At 44.2% G+C, this 19092-nt stretch carries 17 protein-coding genes; 4 read left to right on the forward strand and 13 right to left on the reverse strand.

The window, feature by feature from the left end; genetic code table 11:
• The first annotated feature begins 950 nt into the window (after positions 1 to 950).
• Both H6F56_RS00450 and H6F56_RS00455 read left to right on the forward strand, forming a co-directional pair.
• The gene (locus tag H6F56_RS00450) at positions 951 to 2537 is read left to right on the forward strand and encodes an ammonium transporter (RefSeq protein WP_190664859.1); all 1587 of its coding nucleotides are present in this window, start codon (positions 951 to 953) and stop codon (positions 2535 to 2537) included.
• Between the two features lie 227 nt (positions 2538 to 2764).
• A complete protein-coding gene (locus H6F56_RS00455; protein ID WP_190664953.1) occupies positions 2765 to 3613 on the forward strand; it encodes a GDSL-type esterase/lipase family protein in 849 nt (282 codons plus the stop codon).
• A 31-nt stretch (positions 3614 to 3644) separates the two neighbouring features.
• Here H6F56_RS00455 and H6F56_RS00460 read toward each other — a convergent pair whose 3' ends face one another.
• The 9 genes from H6F56_RS00460 to H6F56_RS00500 all read right to left on the reverse strand — a co-directional run bounded on the left by H6F56_RS00460 (position 3645) and on the right by H6F56_RS00500 (position 13992).
• Complete coding sequence (locus H6F56_RS00460) at positions 3645 to 6449, reverse strand: CHAT domain-containing protein (RefSeq protein ID WP_190664860.1); 2805 nt, start codon at positions 6447 to 6449, stop codon at positions 3645 to 3647.
• Positions 6450 to 6527: 78 nt separating this feature from the next.
• The gene (locus H6F56_RS00465) at positions 6528 to 7112 is read right to left on the reverse strand and encodes a DUF924 family protein (protein WP_190664861.1); all 585 of its coding nucleotides are present in this window, start codon (positions 7110 to 7112) and stop codon (positions 6528 to 6530) included.
• Between the two features lie 39 nt (positions 7113 to 7151).
• A complete protein-coding gene (locus tag H6F56_RS00470; RefSeq protein ID WP_309236414.1) occupies positions 7152 to 7790 on the reverse strand; it encodes a ThiF family adenylyltransferase in 639 nt (212 codons plus the stop codon).
• 239 nt (positions 7791 to 8029) lie between these two features.
• Positions 8030 to 8866 (reverse strand): hypothetical protein, encoded by an 837-nt coding sequence (locus H6F56_RS00475; RefSeq protein ID WP_190664863.1) that lies wholly within the window; start codon positions 8864 to 8866, stop codon positions 8030 to 8032.
• A gap of 123 nt (positions 8867 to 8989) precedes the next feature.
• Positions 8990 to 9691 carry a hypothetical protein gene (locus H6F56_RS00480; RefSeq protein ID WP_242031821.1) on the reverse strand — a complete coding sequence of 234 codons (702 nt, stop codon included), beginning with the start codon at positions 9689 to 9691 and terminating at the stop codon, positions 8990 to 8992.
• A 387-nt stretch (positions 9692 to 10078) separates the two neighbouring features.
• A complete protein-coding gene (locus tag H6F56_RS00485; protein WP_190664864.1) occupies positions 10079 to 11287 on the reverse strand; it encodes an ATP-binding protein in 1209 nt (402 codons plus the stop codon).
• A 97-nt stretch (positions 11288 to 11384) separates the two neighbouring features.
• On the reverse strand, positions 11385 to 11933 hold the full coding sequence (locus H6F56_RS00490; protein ID WP_199312501.1) for an RNA 2'-phosphotransferase: 549 nt from the start codon (positions 11931 to 11933) through the stop codon (positions 11385 to 11387).
• 63 nt (positions 11934 to 11996) lie between these two features.
• Complete coding sequence (locus tag H6F56_RS00495) at positions 11997 to 12677, reverse strand: class I SAM-dependent methyltransferase (protein ID WP_190664865.1); 681 nt, start codon at positions 12675 to 12677, stop codon at positions 11997 to 11999.
• 466 nt (positions 12678 to 13143) lie between these two features.
• On the reverse strand, positions 13144 to 13992 hold the full coding sequence (locus H6F56_RS00500; RefSeq protein WP_190664866.1) for a hypothetical protein: 849 nt from the start codon (positions 13990 to 13992) through the stop codon (positions 13144 to 13146).
• Between the two features lie 328 nt (positions 13993 to 14320).
• On the opposite strand from H6F56_RS00500, the gene H6F56_RS00505 reads away from it, so the two are divergent.
• Complete coding sequence (locus H6F56_RS00505; RefSeq protein WP_199312502.1) at positions 14321 to 14668, forward strand: hypothetical protein; 348 nt, start codon at positions 14321 to 14323, stop codon at positions 14666 to 14668.
• Positions 14669 to 15052: 384 nt separating this feature from the next.
• Positions 15053 to 15433 carry a hypothetical protein gene (locus H6F56_RS00510; RefSeq protein ID WP_190664867.1) on the forward strand — a complete coding sequence of 127 codons (381 nt, stop codon included), beginning with the start codon at positions 15053 to 15055 and terminating at the stop codon, positions 15431 to 15433.
• Between the two features lie 431 nt (positions 15434 to 15864).
• Here H6F56_RS00510 and H6F56_RS00515 read toward each other — a convergent pair whose 3' ends face one another.
• The 4 genes from H6F56_RS00515 to H6F56_RS00530 form a co-directional block, all read right to left on the reverse strand.
• On the reverse strand, positions 15865 to 16323 hold the full coding sequence (locus H6F56_RS00515; protein ID WP_190664868.1) for a DIP1984 family protein: 459 nt from the start codon (positions 16321 to 16323) through the stop codon (positions 15865 to 15867).
• Positions 16324 to 16444: 121 nt separating this feature from the next.
• Entirely contained in the window at positions 16445 to 16846 is a 402-nt protein-coding gene (locus H6F56_RS00520; protein ID WP_190664869.1) for an ADP-ribosylation/crystallin J1, read from the reverse strand.
• A gap of 58 nt (positions 16847 to 16904) precedes the next feature.
• Positions 16905 to 18338: a vWA domain-containing protein gene (locus tag H6F56_RS00525; RefSeq protein ID WP_190664870.1), complete on the reverse strand. Its 1434-nt coding sequence runs from the start codon at positions 18336 to 18338 to the stop codon at positions 16905 to 16907.
• A 169-nt stretch (positions 18339 to 18507) separates the two neighbouring features.
• On the reverse strand, positions 18508 to 18945 hold the full coding sequence (locus tag H6F56_RS00530) for a hypothetical protein (RefSeq protein WP_190664871.1): 438 nt from the start codon (positions 18943 to 18945) through the stop codon (positions 18508 to 18510).
• Positions 18946 to 19092 lie beyond the last annotated feature (147 nt).

Below are 19092 nucleotides of genomic sequence, written 5' to 3' on the forward strand. Positions count from 1 at the left end.
TTGTTTCCATAACTCGAAAAAAGTCAGGGTAAAATTTTGCTTCAACAGACGAGCTTTTTTGTCCGGAGTGGCTGGAGAGAAATTTTCGATCTGACAAGAAAAATAGTATTGGATAGGGAGGCAACATTTTTTTGAAAAGGCAGCCAGAACCCAGGCGATTGAAGAATTTGAATGCAAATTAACAGGTTGTTTGAAACGCTGGAATCACTGGGGGTTCTGCGGCAATAAAAATGAAGGGTGATTGATTAAACCAAAAATTTGCTGCCGCGGGACATTATGTGAAACAGCGTTGCACTTTGGGGACAAGAAAATAAAGCTTCACTTCAATTGAATAGTGGTGCCAAATATGAGTGAAATTGAAACATTTAATTGGGAGGTAGAAGCCAGCTTGAATTAGAAAAAAAAGGAGTATTATCTACAGATTGTATTTGCTTAGGCATTGCTGGTGCCGGCAATTTCCAAATTCCACTCACGTTCCTCACAGCCTTGATTTCGAGCCGGCTGAGCCATCTACTCTCAACTGGCAACCAACAACAACGATCAAACTCCACAGTTTCAGGTAAACTGACTTAACCGTGTTTGGGATCAAGTACGCTTAATTACTCATCATGAGCCATCAGGTTCAGCAGCCCCCGATTCCCTCTAAACGAGAAACGCTCAGATAAGTTTTGAGCAAGTAGTTTGGGAAATGTGATCTAGGATACAGAATCAAAAGGTCGAGAATTGGTGCAATCGTTGTGATTCGTAGCGGGTTGAGCTGTACTGAGTTGTTTTTGTAACACGACCACTTAGAGATAACCAGACCTTTGGGGTGTCACACAGAAGCACCCGCCCCTCGCCTCGGAAAAACTGCACTCAGGAAAATGTCGGCTCTGGCTGAGTTTCACCTGATTGCCAGTCTCCTCAATCAAACTGTTATGTCTATTGCCGCTTGAGGGAAACGTTGACTGATGACGTATAAACTAACGCACAAAAAGAAGTTAAAAACTAGAAACAGGCCGCAGTCAGCCCGCTGGGATACCCAGTTTCCCGCAACTGCCAAGCTGTTTAATCAGTTGAAAATAGCAATTGGACGGCTATCTCCGAGTTGGCAAGCTTGTATCCCTTTAGCAGCAATAATCGTGCTGATTTGGGGTTACGCAGCCGTTGCCCAAGATACGACAACCACAACCACACCCGCGCCGGTAGACTTGGCCCAAGCAACAGCAGACCTGAAGGTAGGACTAGACACCATGTGGGTGATGGTGGCTGCGATGTTGGTGTTCTTTATGAACGCCGGCTTCTGTATGCTAGAAACCGGCTTCTGCCGGCAGAAAAATGCGGTCAACGTACTCGCCAAAAACTTGATCGTATTCGCGCTGTCTACGATAGCGTACTGGGCAATCGGGTTTGGCTTGATGTTTGGTGATGGAAATCCCTTCTTTGGAACCAGCGGATTTTTCTTAGCCGGCGCAGATAACAGCCCCGCCACAGCAGACGCCTATAATGGCGTTTTCGACGCGCTCAATTGGACGGGCGTGCCGCTTGCCGCCAAATTCTTTTTCCAACTCGTCTTTGCCGGCACCGCCGCCACAATTGTGTCTGGGGCTGTCGCTGAGCGGATTAAGTTTATTGACTTTTTAATCTTCAGCCTGCTGCTGGTAGGGATTTCCTATGCCATCACCGGCCACTGGATTTGGGGCGGCGGCTGGCTGTCCGTTGCCGCTGGAAGACCTGGATTCTGGGATTTTGCCGGTTCAACCGTCATTCACTCGGTTGGGGGCTGGGCGGCGCTGATGGGGGCTGCCATCCTCGGCCCTCGTATCGGTAAATATCAAGACGGTCAACCCGTTGCGATGCCGGGGCACAACATGAGTATCGCCACCTTGGGCTGTTTGATTCTCTGGTTGGGCTGGTTTGGTTTTAACCCAGGTTCCACAATGAGTGTGGGCTGGACGATGGCTCACATTGCAGTCACCACCAACATGGCAGGAGCAGCCGGCGGTATTGCGGCGACCATTGTCGCTTGGCTCTATCTGGGTAAACCGGATCTTTCGATGATCATTAACGGCGTCCTCGCCGGCTTAGTTTCTGTTACCGCATCTTGCGCCTTCATTAACATTCCCTCCGCTGCCATCATTGGTGCAATTGGCGGCGTTTTAGTTGTGTTCGCGGTGCCCTTCTTCGACAAGTTGGGTATTGATGACCCCGTCGGTGCAATCTCAGTCCACCTGGTTAATGGGGTCTGGGGAACTCTAGCCGTCGGACTGTTTGCCTTAGGGCCAGGATCTCGGATCGGGGAACTTGAACTCTATGCTGAAGGTGCAGGGCCGGCAGCAGGGTTGTTATTCGGTGGCGGTTTGACCCAACTCATCCCTCAAATCGTCGGGATTCTATCCGTAGGTGGTTTCACCGTTCTCCTATCAACTATTTTCTGGCTGGTACTCAAGTCAACCCTCGGCATTCGGGTGTCTGTAGAGGAAGAGAAGAAAGGTTTGGATATCGGCGAACATGGCATGGAAGCCTACAGCGGATTCCTGAAGGATAATCGCGGGTAGTAAGCGGCGCTTAATTCTTCATTATTTAACGATTAAATCTGCGGTAGGAGTGTTTTTCAGGCTAGTAGCCCCTCCTAACCGCATTTTTTATGTGTAGTTAACTTAAGCGCTGGTTGAAAGGTTCTTGTTGAGTGTCGTAGTCTAGTGGGAGACGCGGTACTGATTCTTGTTAAGAGAGGGTTGAGCCATTGCAATTAAAATCTGCTGCGAACCCTATTCCTGAGCGTGTGTCCATTGCCTTAAAAAAAGCTCCTGCATGGGCATTGCTATCTCTTCTAACGAACGGCCTATTAATCTTGGCTGTCTTTGGGCTGCTGCTCCGAAATGAAATTCGGTCAGCTAGCTTGCAAACGAATGAGGTGAAAAATCCAACAAAGCTTGAGCAAAAACAGCAACAGCCGGTGCCTCCTGAATTGGGTCCTCGCCACCTTTGGACTTACCCGCAGTGGGTGGCGCAACTAGAACGGGAAGCGCAAGCAGCAGCGCAAAATAAACCCGAACGTTTAACGGTTCTAGCCGGTGATTCCCTCAGTCTGTGGTTTCCTGCTAAGCTACTGCCTGCCGGTCGCGCTTGGCTGAATCAGGGTATTTCTGGAGAAACCTCGAATGGTTTGCTAAGGCGTTTGACACTGCTAGATCGCACTCAGCCGGAAACGGTTTTCGTGATGATCGGCATTAATGATTTGATTCGAGGAGTAAGCGATGAAGCAATTTTAGATAATCAGCGATTGATTATTCAGGATCTTCGGTGGGTTCATCCCAATGTAGAAATTATTATCCAGTCGATTTTGCCCCACAGTGGAGCTAAGGCAACTTGGGAGGGACGCGATCGCTTGCTAGCAATTCCGAATAGCCGCATTCGCGAACTTAACCGGCAATTGGCTTTACTCGCCCAAGAAGAAGGCGTGAAATTTCTTGATTTGTACCAGTTATTTACAGATACTCAGGGAAATCTGCGTCTTGAACTCAGTAGCGATGGGTTGCATTTGAATGAGCAAGGCTACTTAGTTTGGCGCTCTGCATTACAGTTGTTTACCCAACTGGAACTAGATCGGCAACCGCCGGCACAGTATTAAATCTCAAAATGGGGCATGGGGCATTGGCGCTTTACTGAGCTTCCCCAATCACAGTGAATGCTGCCCAATCTCTGGGGTTGGGATGTTGCTGCTTGGTTGTTAACATTGCTTGCCGCAATGCCTGGGCTTTATTCGGCTCTTGCTGTAAATTTCGATAAAATTGACTCATTAAATCTGCTGTGGGTGCATCTGGAACTGCCCACAAAGACACAATCACCGTTGGGGTGCCGGCGCTAATTAATGAGCGAGATAAGCCGATTACCCCATCGCCGGTGATTTCTCCCCTGCCGGTGTCGCAGGCACTTAAAACCACTAATTCCGCATTAATCTTTAAATCCAGAATTTCCCCAGAAGTCAGCAATCCATCCTCCTTTCCACTAGGAGCAAGGGCAACTGCACCGGAAACATCAAAGCCGAAATTGTCAATTAATCCATGTGTTGCTAAATGAACGATTTTAGCCCCAGAAATTTGCTCTTTTATCGCCGTTTCTGTCGCCTGACTTCCGATGAGTGGTTGTGTATTAAAAAGTTTAGCGATTTCCTGAGCTTCTGCTTCCGCACCCTGTAAGTTTGACAATTTAATCGGCTCCTCTCCAACTTGCGGGGAAATGCTTGGCATCGTCGGATTTCCCACAATAAGCATTTCTTTACCTGATACAGTTTGCCGCTGCTTTCGGGTAAGTTCCAAAACTTGAATAGATGGAGCGGTTAAAATCGTATGCTTATCAATTAAATAAGTGCCTTTTTCATCTTGTAAAGCCGGGAAAGGAACAAGAAATAAGGCTTGTTGGGGAATAAAAACCACTGGGGAATTTGAGTCAGAGGGCAAGAGATCCGCAATCGGTGCAATCAGCAGTTGATAGAGTTTTTGCAAGGATTGAGTTTGATTGGCTTGCTGTTTTTGAATCGCTTCCGGGCTGGGTTCAACACTAATAATTCCCAATCCTCTTACACCAATAGATTGGCGGGTAACAGTAACAAGTTTAGCTAAGTTAGTATTTTTTTGCTGCCACAGGGGTTTGAGATCGACTTTGCGGAAGGTGACAACACCTGCCGGGTTAACAACCCAAATATAAAGTTCTGAGTCTCGCCATTCTTGTTTGTCCCCAATTTTGAACTCTTCGCGAACAATTGAATATTGCACCAAGGTGGCATTTTGCGCTTTGGCAATTTGCTGAATTTGGGTGAGAGTGGGTTTGATAGCTGGTAAATTGTTGCGAGTATTAGAGAGTTTTTGAGATAATAATTCAACAAAAGCTCTAGCGCGTCCTCGTTCCGCAACTTCTAAAGCCGAATGAATTTTATTTTGGGCGACTAACGCTTGTTGCAAAAATGCGTAAGTTGCCTGCTGCGTTTCAAAAAGGGAAATTTTCTGAGCATCAGTTAAATTGGGGCGCAGAGACTCCCGAACTTCAAGAGCAGCCAAGAAGTTGATTTCAGCTTCGGCATATTGTCCCAAATTGTAGTAAACTCTCGCAATATTGTTGAGAGTCGTCCCGTATCCCGCTTGCTCGCCAACTTCTTTAGCAATGCTTAAAGCTTGGTTGTAGAATTCCAAAGCTTTGGCATACTGTTGTAGGCTGCTGTAAACTAAACCAATATTGTTAAAAGTTGCTGCGTATCCCGCTTGATTGCCAATTTCTTTAGCAATGCTTAAAGCTTGGTTGTAGAATTCCAAAGCTTTGGCATACTGTTGTAGGCTGCTGTAAACTAAACCAATATTGTTAAGAGTCGTCCCGTATCCCGCCCGATTACCAACTTCTTTAGCAATGGCTAAAGCTTGGTTGTAGAATTCCAAAGCTTTGGCATACTGTCCCAGATTTTCGTAAACTAACCCTATATAGTTGAGAGTAGTCCCGTATGTAGCTTGATTGCCAATTTCTTTAGCAATGCTTAAAGCTTGGTTGTAGAATTCCAAAGCTTTGGCATACTGTCCTAGGCTTCGGTAAACAGTCCCAATATTGTTGAGAGTTGTCGCGTATCCTTGGTGTTCACCAATTTCTTTGGCAATAACTAAAGCTTGGTTGAAGAATTCCAAAGCTTTGGCATACTGTCCCAGATTATTGTAAACTTCCCCAATATTGTTGAGAGCCGCCCCGTATCCCCATTGATTGCCAATTTCTTTAGCAATAGCTAAAGCTTGGTTGAAGAATTCCAAAGCTTTGGCATACTGTCCCAGATTATTGTGAACTAACCCAATATTGCCCACAATCGTCCCGTATCCCTCTTGATCGCCAATTTCTTTGGCAATGGCTAAAGCTTGGTTGAAAGATTCTAAAGCTTTGGCATACTGTCCCAGGCGGCTGTAAACTAACCCAATACCAGTGAGAGTGTTCGCGTAGCCCTCTTGCTCGCCAATTTCTTTGGCAATGCTTAAAGCTTGGTTGAAGAATTCCAAAGCTTTGGCATACTGTCCCAGATTATTGTAAACTTCCCCAATATTCTTGAGAGCCGCCCCGTATTCCGATTGATTGCCAATTTCTTTTTTAATGGCTAAAGCTTGGGTGTAAAATTCCAAAGCTTTAGCATACTGTCCTAGATTGTCGTAAACTCTCCCAATATTGTTGAGAATCGTGCCGTATTGCGCTTGATCGCCAACTTCTTTAACAATGGCTAAAGCTCGCTCAAATGTCTCTAACGCTTCTCGAAACTGACCTTGATTTAACTGCTGAAGCCCTATCTGGTTAAGCCGAATCGCTTCGTTTTTTCGGTCTTGCGTGGTTGGCACCGGCACAGCAATTGTCGGCTGTCCTAAACTGATCGGCAGCAGGGGAATGCCGGCATTCGTTAGCAGAATAAGGGTGAGTGAACTGAGAGAAAAGAAAGGCCGGCGCATAGGTAGATGCCTCCTGCAACAGGTCATAAACGGGTGATCTCATCTTATCTACCACTTGCCCCTGTTCGGTTACGGACACTAGAAAGATGAACCGGCTTGTTTGAGAAATTCCACTTCTTCTGCTGTAGATTCCCGTCCCAGAATTTCGTTGCGGTGGGGAAAGCGCCCAAATTGCTCAATGATTTTTAGATGCCGAATTGCATAATCAAGACTTAATGCACTGTCGGGAGAATCTTTTAACTGTTGAAAAAGTTCAACACACCGGCGTTGATGTTCTAAGTTTTCGCTGTGTTCAAATGGCAAATAAATGAACTGTCGCTGCACCGGCAGCAATTGTTGATCAAACTTGTGGTCAACGGCATACTGAGCGGCTGCTAACGCTTTGTAATCCGTCGCAAAGGCTTGTGGTTGACCGCGAAACATATTGCGGGGAAATTGATCAAGCACAATAATTAACGCCAGACAGCTTTGGGGCACTTCTTGCCAAGAATCATATTTGCCGGCTGCTGCTAATTCGTATTCCGTGAAAAAACGCGAACGAATTTCTTCATCAAATGCTGGATTTTTGGTATACCAGACGTTCCGAGTGTTGCCATATTCTGCATCTTCAGGATAGCCGAACCAGAAGTTCAAGATTTCATTCACTTGTGGATGTAGATTCATAGTATTTGTTAGGTAGAGGTGAGAAAATGATGCCAGGATTTAGGGAATGTAAGATTTGATGGCGAAATCTCCGAGGGTGAGGGTGTAATTTTGTTGGGTGCCGGTGCCGGCGAAGGTAATAATCACTTCACAAGCGACTGCTACGGTTAGCATAACTAAATTTCTGGCGAGTGGGTAGTCGCAGATGTCATCATTGGCAGGGGAAGGAACGCGGTATTTTTCATTCCAAATGATTTCGGCATAATCTGACGCTAACCCAACGTGCAGGCAGGGAACAGATGCGCCGGCACAGTAATTTTTTACGGCATTTCTGCTTGTGCTATTGTCAAACGTATCGATAACAATAGCGGGTTCTCCTAATAGTTGAGTAGTGTTGTGATCGGTTAATTCCTTGCATTGTGCCTCTACTTTTACGCCCAAAGCACGGTAAAGCGTATTTGCCAGAATTTTGGCTTTAAAAGCTCCTACATCTGAGCGATAGTAAGGTTGAGTGGAAAGGTTGCGTTCCTCAATGCGATCACGATCAATGACTTTGAGTTGAGCGAAGCCGGCACGAGCTAAATTTTCAGTAATATTGGCACCTAATGCGCCGGCACCGCATACGGTTACAGGCAAGTCACGGATTTTTGCCATGACTGCCGGTGTTCTGTGAAGTTGTTCGTGAAAAAAAATAGACACCATTACCTCCTACTTGTTAACAAAAAATTGATATTTTTTTATTAAATAACTGCACATTTATAAAAATTATAAAAAATAGCACTAAAGTAACTGAAAGGATTGCAAACATATAATTTATAACTCATGATTATTTATTTATAATTACAGAAAAAACAACAATGATGAGTTGTCGCAATCCTTTCAAACTACTTAGATTAGATAGGTTAGCCGTTTTTATATTTAACGTGCTAATACTATCTTTACCGATCTTCAACAACTCCAACGAGAGATTGCAGATCAAAATTACGATCAAATCCGCTGAGGCAAATGCCGGCACTAATGGCGGTGAGATCGTTTTTGGAAATCGCACTGGTATGTTGTTCGCCATTGCCGGTTGTCCACTCAACGATCCAGTAATCATCACGATCATGGAATTTTTGCAACTGACCCCCACCCATTTTTAGGGCTTTTTGCAGGCGCTTTTCATCCCATTGCTGTTGCATTTGAGCTTCAAATTCTTTGGTTTGTTGCGCCACCAATTGATAAACAGTCCGCATTTCGGGAGTCATGCCTTTAAAGCGTACCTCTGCCGGCGGTGTCACCTGCTTCAGCGCTTCTCTTAACGCTTCAGCCGGGATTGGATCGGCGCGGCGATCAATTTCTTCAAACCACCAACTGCATCCATCCCATCGAGCGATAATTGGCTCAAATGTCGCACCCTCACTGACCAAATACACCGGCACCGGCTTGACACAACCTATGCGCTGACGGACATCTGATTCATTGACGGGGTAAGCCAACCACGTTTGTTTTTGCAACTGATACGCTAGCGACAAGCGCACCGCCGGCATCTGCTGTAGATATTCTGTCACCTGCTGTAACTCGGCTTCTTCAACGACTTTGGCGACTTTACTGGTAGCCGGTTGAAAAATGCCCCAACCTTCAAAATTTCGCGGATCAGGGGTGAAGGTATACACGATTCCCGCTACTTTTGTCCGCACCCGTCCTCTGTGTACGCAGGGTGCCAAAAATTGAGTGTCGCGCAGTTGATCTTCCTGCGCGGAAATTTGCTTAAGAAGTTTGCGAATATCTGTCATAGCTTTTACCTCATTGTTGAATTAATGTATATAGAATTAGCTCTATTTGTTTCAAAACAAATATTTAAAAGTTGCCGCATTTGTAAAAATTTAACTCTCTTATTGATAAAAATATTATAAAATCTACTCAAAATCGGGAGCTTTATAAATGTATTCTTTTTCAAAAGTAAAAACTTTAGCACAGTTACCAAGATATATAATTTTATCGAGATCAAATAAATCAAAAATATAATCTAGTAACTCATGTTCATTAACCCAAGGACGATTATAATAATAATTACCAATAATATCTCGATTGACAATTTTTTCTTTAATCAGTTTAGAACGAATTGGTTTAATGTAACGATAAAATAATACAACTTGAGCTGAATAATTTTCTTGCAATTCAAAAAATCGTTGTTGTTCTACAAAACTCATAAGAAATAATAGCTTTGACATTTCAATTCCTAAAATAAAGTTAACTAAAATATTTAAGTATTCATTAGTTACTTCTTCAGGAATTACGCCTGTGATTGTATAATATTTATAATAATATTCTGCAATTTCTTTTTCTGACAAAGGTTTTTCAATAAACATCCTTTTTAATACAACTTTTACATTTTGATGTAAGTATTTTTTAGATTGCTCGGCTAAATTCATTAATTCCGATTGAATTAAATCATTTAAGATTTGATGTTGTTGCTCAGGGGAAATACTGGCAAACAAAGTCATGGAATTTAATAAATAACGCCGAGTGCTGGCATCTTTACTCCGAAATTCTTCTAAAAATGAATAAGGGATAACACCAAATCTATCTAATCGTCTGTTAGAAAAATCTTTATTCATACAAAACCCCCAATAAACCCTTTCTATTTCGGTGGGTTGCGGAATTGCTCACTTTCCTAAATTCTCAGGCTTTACCAGGAAGGTTCGGAAAGGGAGTATTAAAATGGTAAATCGATCTAAGCCGGTAAAGGAAAAAAAAATAATAATTTAATGTAGGGGGTTGAAAATCAGTTCGGCTGTTGCCACCTGTTTCTCTGTCCATTCAGCAAGGACAGCCATCGTTGCTAAACTCAACAAGCAGCAAGTTAGGGTGGGTTTTGCGCTCAACCTTATCAGCCGGCTAAACTCACCCTGACAATCGTATCAATTTTAACAGAATGAAACACCCGTGCAATTGCCGGTTTTGCCTTTGTCTCACCTCAAAATTTCAAGAGCCGGTGAAATGAGCTATTCTACAAATCGGTGATGAAATTCATACATTAAATCAACTCTTCCTTTGCGTAAAACGGCAGGATCGAGCCTTTCAGTTGTATTACAAGTCATCAAGATTACCAGCTTTTGCTGTGATTGAATTCCCGATTCTTCAACCACGCTTTGATACAAAGTTCCATCCAGCAAACTGAGAATATGTTCAGTTTTAGTATTACCTTGAGCGGCTAAGCTGGCTCGATTTTGAGCTAGATTATCAGCTTCATTAATAATGATACAAATCCGCTCTAAGTAACTGGGTGGAACAAAGTTTTCCACAGCATCGTGGTCTAGAATAAAAATGACATATCCTAGAGGTACGAGAATTTCTTTCGCCACCGCTTGCGTCCAGGCAGTTTTACCTGTGCCAGGATCTCCATAAACCAGTACAGCTAGCTGATTTTGGTCAAGAATTGCCTGTTGTACAGTGTCGGTAAAGCTTTGAATGTCTGCCGGGAAAGTACGAATTGGAAATTGGCTGTGAACTTGTCCCACACGGCTTTTGTAACCACTGAGAATAACCGCTAAATTATAAGTCGCTTTATTAATTAACGGGGCTAAATTTTGAGCGATGAGTGTGTACTGTTTGCGACCTCTATCGAATCTGTCAATTTGTAGCCAAACCCCGTATTTAGACCAATAGGCAAAAACCGTGCCGATGGTTTCCAAACGTTCCCAATTAACAAAGCGTTCAACAGGATAGTAAAAATACCGCTCCAAATAGTATTGAGTAATAATATCTGGTTTTCCCAATAATTCCAAAATTTTGAGAATGGTAATTTCCTGTAGCTTATTCAGCACATAATCGATAGGAATACTTGTGCGGCTGACAAGTTGAGCGACCGGCGTTTCAATATTTAAAACGTCTTTAAACCGATAATCTGGCGCTGGGGGTTCTGGAGTAATGTAATTCCAAAACTCATCAAGTTCGTAGCGCGTATGCTCAGAAAAAACGTTTAAAATATTTGCCCACCAAGTAAACTCATTGCGCCCCAAAGCATCTGCAATATCACTGGCGATATCCAAGGCTTTTCGGCTCAGTTCCCATGTGTCTGTAGACACAATATGCCACAAAAATCCCCAATCAATATCTCGATTTAGCGGTCGCCAGCCGGCCCCTAATAAGCCTCGGCTTTGAGGGTTGTTATATCCGGAGGCGTCCTCATGTCCAAAGTTTCCTGATGCCATAAATCTTGTATATCCGCTAATGACTGGCAAATCTTCAATTCAAGATAAAAACTCACTTTTTCTTGTTTTTTTTAACTAGATGTTTCTATTTTTTAGATCACGTTATTTGCAAATATTTAGAAGGAACATGATCCACCAGCCAAACTCCATTAGTAGAACAGTAAAACTTATGACCGGCCTGATGCATGGCAGCAGCATTCACCGCAAATACAACGGGCCGTCCGTGACGTTTACCAACTTTTATGGCAGTTGCCATATTGACCGATAAATGAACGTGGTGCCGCGACATTTTGCTCAAACCCATTTGCATAATTGACTCAACTGCACCCTGTCCTGTTCCGTGATATAACACCTTTGGCGGAACAGCTTCCTCTAACTGTAAATCAACTTCGAGGCTGTGCCCTTGGTTGGCGCGAATTAGGCTGCCGGTGGAGTTGAATGAGAATCGTTTTTTATCATTAGAAGCAACGACTTCATCAAGTTCATCACGCTCAATATCAAACGAATGTTTTTTAGATGCAGCTAAGAGTTCATCCACTGACACCCAGCCACCAGGCGCAAGTTCAAGTCCAATTTTATCAGGCCGATGTCGTAGATGATAACTCAAGAATTTGCTAATTTTAATGGCGCGAGATTCGTTTATCATGAGATTTTTTACCCTAAAAACTTAAACACATCTAAATTTTATTAAATCAATTCTATTTTAAATTCACCGCTTTCTTCCTCCAAAAATTGCAAAATTGAGATAACGCCAATGACAACCGACCTCTTCAAAACCGGCTGACTTTAACCACTGAAGTTGATCTTCAACTGAAGATGGCCTATCTTCTTTAAGGTAATTCTGAAACCACTTTTCATCATCTTCCCCATTCGCTTTCATATAGTGACGCCACAATCGCTCATACTGCTGCGTTAGCTGGGGAGTCGCACCTGTAACGGTATCTCGAATCAGCAGTAAACCGCCAGGATTTACAGCATGAAAAAGATCCTGGTACAGCTTTTGTTTTTCCGGCTCGTCGAGGTGATGTATGGCTAACCCCGATATTACTAAATCGTACTCAGAACCTACATCATCTTCCGCAAAATTTCCCTGATGCAATTTCACCCGTTCTTGATACGCTGAAAGATTTTTCTTGCAAGCTGCGAGCATATTTTCAGCAATGTCAAATGCCACGACCGTTGAATTCGGAAATGCCTGAAGAATTAGGCAGGATAAAACCCCTGTCCCGGCTCCTAAATCAAGCACCTTTAAGCTAGCATCGCGCTCGAACGGAATCAGCTCTAGCATCAAGCCATGTTGCTCGTGATAGTGCGGAATTAGCCGGGGAATCAGGCCATCATAATCAAATGCTTCTGCCTCAAAGTGGGCACGTACTACGTCTAGATGCACAGACTAATCCTCCTGAAACTTTCGCAACCGTGAGAGAAAAGCATCAAACCCATTTATCACTATCAGAGCTATAACAGTGCTGGTGTAAGGTCGGGCTTAGTTGATAATTGATTGCTAGGAAAGACAATTTTTTCTCAAAACTCACCCCTACAACGACTTCTCTTTTCGGAGAATGAAACAGCTTCAATCGTTTAGTAAATAACCTGCGTACAAGTTGCTAGAGCAATGCGGTTTCTTCACTCAGAAGGAACTCCACTGGCTTGTTATTACACACTTATTAAAGGATGGCTACTTTTAAGCCAACCTACCGGGTTCCTTGTGCCTTCCTCGCTTCACGCCCGACAACTATGGTGTCGTTACTCTTCCTCTCGTACTAAGTATGTAAGCTCTGCCGGTTGGGGTACGCAGGTATTCGTATTATATCGTACTACATTACAAGTTTACTGGCTATCTTTGGAGCCGGCATTTATGCACTCACTGGGGTATGCCGGCGCGAAATTGCACGCACACACAGTTGGGCAACTAACTCGGTTGAGGTTGCCGCACTCTGTAACTGCGCGAAGTTGAGCGTGTTTGCCTCGATGCCAGCATCGCGCAGCACTTTTTCCACACCCTCATCACTCAAGCGCATCCCTGCTTTGAGAAAATCCGTGCAAGAACCTTGGTGTCGCGCACTCGGCGAACGGCTGCGTTTGCACCAAAAATGGCTAATGACGTGGAACACATGGCCTTTACCCCAATTAAAGCTCACCGCGACCACCGGCGCATTATACTTCACCAGTAGCTCATGGCTGACTGCTTCGATCCGCACTTTCTGAGGATCGAGTACCTCAATGGCATGGCTGCTTGCTTCCAGCCACCACTGCGGTTCTGCGCCCAGCACAACCACTTCCGACCATAAACTGTCTAAACTTGGCTCAACAGAGATCACCTCATCGCCGGTTAATCGGTGATTCCAGCCGACTGTGTTGGGAAATGCCCTCGCAATAAAATGACCCAGCGCCCAGTCAGAAGATACCAGCCACTTGCCATTTTTAACGTAATCTCTCAACCAGACAACCTTCGCCTCTTCATAGGAACTAGAACAGTTGACAAAAATGATCTGCGCGGATATTTTCTTGAGCTTGGGGTTCATCACCACCGGCACTTTAAGGCAACTCAAAATATCCTCAACGCGATCAAAGCTACCACAGAACACGGCTACATCGCCAAGGAGGAGCCGGTTTAGAACAGCCAAATCCTCTGGATGCTGCTCTGCAAAGCGCTGGCGCACCGCTATGGCTGCAACTTTATAAGCAATTTGCATATCGTTCATGACCTTATCTCCACAATATATCTAGCTGAAATTTAGTATTTACCGGCTGATTGACACCAAACTCTCTGAGAAGCTATAAACCAGAGCAGGATGTAACACTGAAGTTTAGAAGACAAGCCGGTTCAAAAAAGCCGATAACCGCCTGGTCATGGCAATTTTTTATGATTCATAAGGCATCACCAAGGTTTTATTAAATCTAGATCGAAATGGCTTATTCTCTTGAAAAAAGGTTAACTTAAGAAAATCGGCATTTTATTTACTCCATAAATTTTTGATGCTTTAATAAGAAAAGTTCATTGCTGGTTAATCCTTAAAAGAACGTTACACCATGTTTCACTGTTCTTTTCGTCACGTTATCGTAGCTACAGTTCTCTCGCTACCTATTGTTTCCTTGAGCGTCCAACCCGCCCAAGCAGAGGATCTGAACTTTACACTAAAAAACAAAACTTCTGGGACGCTAGTAGAGTTTTATGTGGAGCCTTCCGATCAAGATAGCTGGGGTTCTAATCTTCTTGTAGGCCAGAATATAAAACCTGGAGAATCGGGGGTGGTAACAATTGCCGATGGCAAAACGACTTGTGTTTATGACATCCTCGGCGTTTGGGCGGATGGGTCAAGGACGGAAGACTACAAACTAAATCTTTGCGAATTAGGCTCCTACACTTATACTGAATAGTCATCTAGTTGAACCAGTCATTTTAAATTATTTCAATCTATTCTTTTTAGGCACGACTGCGCCTCGAAAGTGTCTAAATAACACTGTAATAAAATCTAACAGGATATGTCTTGCTAAACTTGCGGAAAGCCAAGTTATAATTAGCAGGCGTTCCAGTTAATTTATTTAATAAAAGCGGTTTTTATAAATGCCTGTAAGTGCCGATTGTCGAAATGTACTTATTTAATTTGATAAAGTTTTTCTCTAAAAAAATGAATTAACAATCTTTTCATTAGCTGTACTAAGCTCCGTGAATCTACGGATTCTGAAACCAAAAAATTATGTTCTGATATGGATGTAACGACAGCATTAGTACAGCCTTAGTTGAGACATAACAATAAAATAATGATTCATAAATCTTTCCGCTTCATTACAGCATCTGCCCTCCTAGCACTACCACTCGTTGCATTGAGCATCCAAAGTGTTTTAGCTGAAACTGAAGCTGTTACCTTTACCCTTACTAACAACAGCACTCGTGTTCTCGAAGCATTTTATGCCTCGCCTCCCTCTACAGACGATTGGGAAGAAGATATCTTAGGGGTGGACGTCCTGGCTCCTGGAGAATCCGTCAAGATAACCATTAACGACGGACGCGAAGACTGCAAATATGACTTCAAAGGCCGTCTTGGTCCTTCAGAAGACGGCACAGTTGGTTCTGGAGAATTGATTGAGTCCGCAGTTGAAGTTTGTGATGGCGGAACTTACGGATATTCTGGAGGTAATTAGCTTTTGTGCTAGTTAGATAAATACAAGCATCTATCTAAGTTGTGGCGCAGCAAAGTCATAGAAAATTTCTTCTGCATCATGAACGGAAAAGTGATTTAAAACGCTGAGTTGGCATTTCAAAAGACTGGAGTTTGCTCTGACTCCAGTCTTTTTGTTGTGTAAATGCATGAACCGGCACCCCCTGAAGAATCCAGTATTTTTAGCTGCCGGCATCAAAATTGAGCATCCCCTAACCCACCCTCACCAATTGCAACAGATCAGTACGCGGTAGTAACTTTAACAATGCCCTGTACGTTTGTAACAATACTGGGCTTAACTTGTTAGTTTGCGGCATGGCCCATCATGCCAATTAGGTAGCTTTTCAGGCCACAGTCCAACTTAACCCAGTCGGCGGGTTGTACTCACTTCTGCTGTATTGGCTACCGACTTGCTCAATCTAATAATTCAGTATTCCAGTTTGCTTCTTGGATTCTAGTATCCAACTCCCGATAGTCTCTAGCAAGCCGATCCATGTAGCTTTGCAGTTCCGCAATATTGACGGTACTGAAGGACTTGATTTCAGCTTGACTATACCGGCTTTGATTAACAGCGGCTGCATTCACTAAAGAATCATACACACTTCGCTTTAGTAAAAGTGTATCTCTAGCAGCTAACGCATCTGAAATGGTGCTCCCTTCTTGCAAATTTGTCAGAGAGTTGGTTTTGTTAATTCTCTTAATCAAATCTGCGAGTTCATTCACTGTCGCCTCTAATTCTGCAATTAATGCTTGCGGATTTTCTGGCGGTTGATCTCCCTCTTGCACTTGGGCACTTCGGATCAGTCGTTGCCGCAGTTGTTCAATCCGCTTTTGGCAATCAACTCTTAAAATTAAAGCTTCAGATAATTTCATCAGTTTTTACCTGATAATAATGGAACGGTGAAATTTTGGCAAACAATTAGCAATATCTAATTTGCCAAAAGATTTGATAAAGTGCCGACGGCTGGGCTGCTATAGGCAACTTAGGCTTAGGCTACAAGAATGTTTTGAGGATTGTTGGCAGGTTGGTTTCTGGATCGATCTCCTCCTTGAAATTCTCGCCGTAGTAAGCTGTTTCAATGTGGATTTTACCAATGATATGGCGGTTAAATTCTGCCAGTTCTTCAGCCGGCACCCACAATTCTTGATGAATCCGGCTGCCTACTACATGAGCCTCAAACTTCTTCACATATTTATCTTCAACCTGAAACCTTGTAACAAAGCCGGCAAAAGGATTGCTTTTGGTATTCCAATCCCGTGCAATCTGCTCGGCATACTCAAAATTGAGAACAGGATAAAAAATAGGCTGTTCGGGCAGTCGAGGGGGAAATGCCTTAAAGTCAGCTTTAGCAATGAGTTCAAGTTCTCTTAAACCAACAGGCCGGTAGAGTTTCATCGCCTTCCTAGCCTCCTATCGTATTGAAGTAGGGTGTGCAAAACACACCCTACAACGGTTATTTATCATCGCGCACCGGGAGCGATGTCTCCATAATTTCCATCAGCAATTCTAAACGTGATGGACGAGACAGCAGCGGCACCAAATTTGGCAGCGAGTAATAGTCGCCGGCAAAGGTAAACGTCTCCACCGGCACCTGTTTCGCCTTTAACTGAGCCTCCACATAACCACTGATGTGTCCGACTTTAATCAGCACCACATTTGGCATCACCGCCAAGTCGCGGCAATAAGTTGTGTAAGCATCCGCGAAGTAAGGCGCAGCGTTTTCGCCTTCATCTGTCACCAGAATGATTTGCTCAACTGCCTGCTTTTTGAGCCGCATTGCCTCCACAGCGCAACCGCAACTTGTACCGCCGCCGGCACGAATTAGCTTAAACGCCTTCTCCCAGTCAGTTAAATCTTTACCTTCAGCCTTCACTGGGTAAGGCATCGTGTCAAAGGCGTAGACAAACAGATCCGCTTGGGAAATACCAGAAATCAGCGAAGCGAGACGCTTACCAACTTCTATCGCATTTTCCATCGAACCCGACTTGTCAATTAACAGCGCCGTTGCCTTTGCGATCGCTCCCCGCTTCTTTACCTGCTCATTGGTGACTCGTTCTAGCTTTGCAGCCGTCGCTTCATCCAACTCGGTAACGTCAGCCGCAACCCGCGCCTTGAATGCAGACACGCGATCGCTCTTTGCCGCCTTGTCAAGCTTCTCATCGATCAGCGCCTTCACATCCGGGTGATCCATCGCACCACGAGTCTGGAGAGACTTGAGGTTGTTGATGATTTCCTGCGGTGACATTGAATTAATCAGCGCCACCAGTACAGCCGGTGTTAGCTGTTTGACAGCGCCCACTGCCACGGTGTAAGGGATATTGTGCTCGACAATAATCGCCGCTTGTTCTGCCGGCGACTCTGCCTTGGCAAGCCGCTTCAGCATAAAAGCAAGGCTGTCTTCTGGTGGCTTTTCCTTGAACAGCACTGCATCCGCACGCGCACCAGGCTTGATGTGCAAGCCGGCATACAGGTGCTTCATCGCCTTGCGTCCCCGTGCAGCAGCGCGATCAAAGAACTGCGGGTTCTTTTCCCGCGCCTTCAGATAGCGTGTTACAGCCGTGCGTGCGGAACGTGGCAGCTTGTTCTGGTGCTGCTTCATAAAGTCCACAATCCGAGACACTTGGTAAGGCGGGAACTCTTGCAGCATCACAAAGCCGGCATCTCGGTGTTCAATCACCGGAGAAGTTAGCAAGTTGCCAATAAAGACTTCCTTGTGATCGCGCACATCACCGTTTCGCTGATACCAAACCGCTAAATGACCGTAAAAAAGCGGGTCAAGTTCAACAATTAATTTGTGAATTTCTGCAACTTTTTCGAGCTGCCGGTGAGGTGTAGTTAGCAGACTATTTAGCATTTCTAAACGCAGATCGCGCTCATCCTTATTCATCGGAACTACCTCCTTAAAATGAAGAGTGTTGAGGAGATAGATGTCGCACGTCTTAAAGACGCCGCGCAAGTTTAGAAAGCTTTTTGTTTTACCGTTACAAGGTATGTAAGCTTTCTCAGTTGGGGCGCAGCGACAGCTACCTAAATTACTACAAAAAACTTTTATCTCATTACAGAGATTTCAACTCTGGTTCCACCCAGGTGATCCGAGCTTTCCAAGACATCAGTCGATCACGGCTGTAATATTCAAGCGGCAGAGAGGGATTCCCACAATTGTGAATTAGACTGTTAGCCAGATTTACAAATGTTTGGTTTTCACCTTCACTCAAGAGATGCCGGCTCACTATTTGTATCCAAAAGAGGGTGATTGTTTCGTGATAACCATTGTCTTTTGTAGTTAGAACTCCATTGGCTCGATTAAGCCGTTGAATGTTCTCACGAATGCGATTTATTGCCTTTTGCTCTGGATAACGAGTGAGATACCACAACGCCACAATTAAATGTGCATGATGAGTCCATTCGCATCGAGGAAGCGTACAGCTCTCGAAATTCCGAATTAGACTTTCTATCTCACTAAACGTTTGAAATATTAAGGTATTATTACTCATTGTTGGGTACTCGCCTCTCTTGCCATGTGTAAACTTCAAGATGAGGACATCGCCGCGCAAGTTAAGGGAGCTTTTTTAATGCCGGCTATCGGTTCCGGCTTGCAGCGTACAACCCTTGTACGCACCTTTTTTTGTTTTGGTAGGGTA

The organism is Microcoleus sp. FACHB-672, assembly GCF_014695725.1.
Lineage (GTDB): Bacteria > Cyanobacteriota > Cyanobacteriia > Cyanobacteriales > Oscillatoriaceae > FACHB-68.

Bases quoted from the DNA above. Each gene is read 5' to 3' on its own strand.
- H6F56_RS00450 (WP_190664859.1), top strand. From the start codon at position 951: ATGACGTATAAACTAACGCACAAAAAGAAGTTAAAAACTAGAAACAGG.
- H6F56_RS00460 (WP_190664860.1), bottom strand. From the start codon at position 6,449: ATGCGCCGGCCTTTCTTTTCTCTCAGTTCACTCACCCTTATTCTGCTA.
- H6F56_RS00465 (WP_190664861.1), bottom strand. From the start codon at position 7,112: ATGAATCTACATCCACAAGTGAATGAAATCTTGAACTTCTGGTTCGGC.
- H6F56_RS00475 (WP_190664863.1), bottom strand. From the start codon at position 8,866: ATGACAGATATTCGCAAACTTCTTAAGCAAATTTCCGCGCAGGAAGAT.
- H6F56_RS00480 (WP_242031821.1), bottom strand. From the start codon at position 9,691: ATGAATAAAGATTTTTCTAACAGACGATTAGATAGATTTGGTGTTATC.
- H6F56_RS00485 (WP_190664864.1), bottom strand. From the start codon at position 11,287: ATGGCATCAGGAAACTTTGGACATGAGGACGCCTCCGGATATAACAAC.
- H6F56_RS00490 (WP_199312501.1), bottom strand. From the start codon at position 11,933: ATGATAAACGAATCTCGCGCCATTAAAATTAGCAAATTCTTGAGTTAT.
- H6F56_RS00500 (WP_190664866.1), bottom strand. From the start codon at position 13,992: ATGAACGATATGCAAATTGCTTATAAAGTTGCAGCCATAGCGGTGCGC.
- H6F56_RS00505 (WP_199312502.1), top strand. From the start codon at position 14,321: ATGTTTCACTGTTCTTTTCGTCACGTTATCGTAGCTACAGTTCTCTCG.
- H6F56_RS00510 (WP_190664867.1), top strand. From the start codon at position 15,053: ATGATTCATAAATCTTTCCGCTTCATTACAGCATCTGCCCTCCTAGCA.
- H6F56_RS00515 (WP_190664868.1), bottom strand. From the start codon at position 16,323: ATGAAATTATCTGAAGCTTTAATTTTAAGAGTTGATTGCCAAAAGCGG.
- H6F56_RS00520 (WP_190664869.1), bottom strand. From the start codon at position 16,846: ATGAAACTCTACCGGCCTGTTGGTTTAAGAGAACTTGAACTCATTGCT.
- H6F56_RS00525 (WP_190664870.1), bottom strand. From the start codon at position 18,338: ATGAATAAGGATGAGCGCGATCTGCGTTTAGAAATGCTAAATAGTCTG.
- H6F56_RS00530 (WP_190664871.1), bottom strand. From the start codon at position 18,945: ATGAGTAATAATACCTTAATATTTCAAACGTTTAGTGAGATAGAAAGT.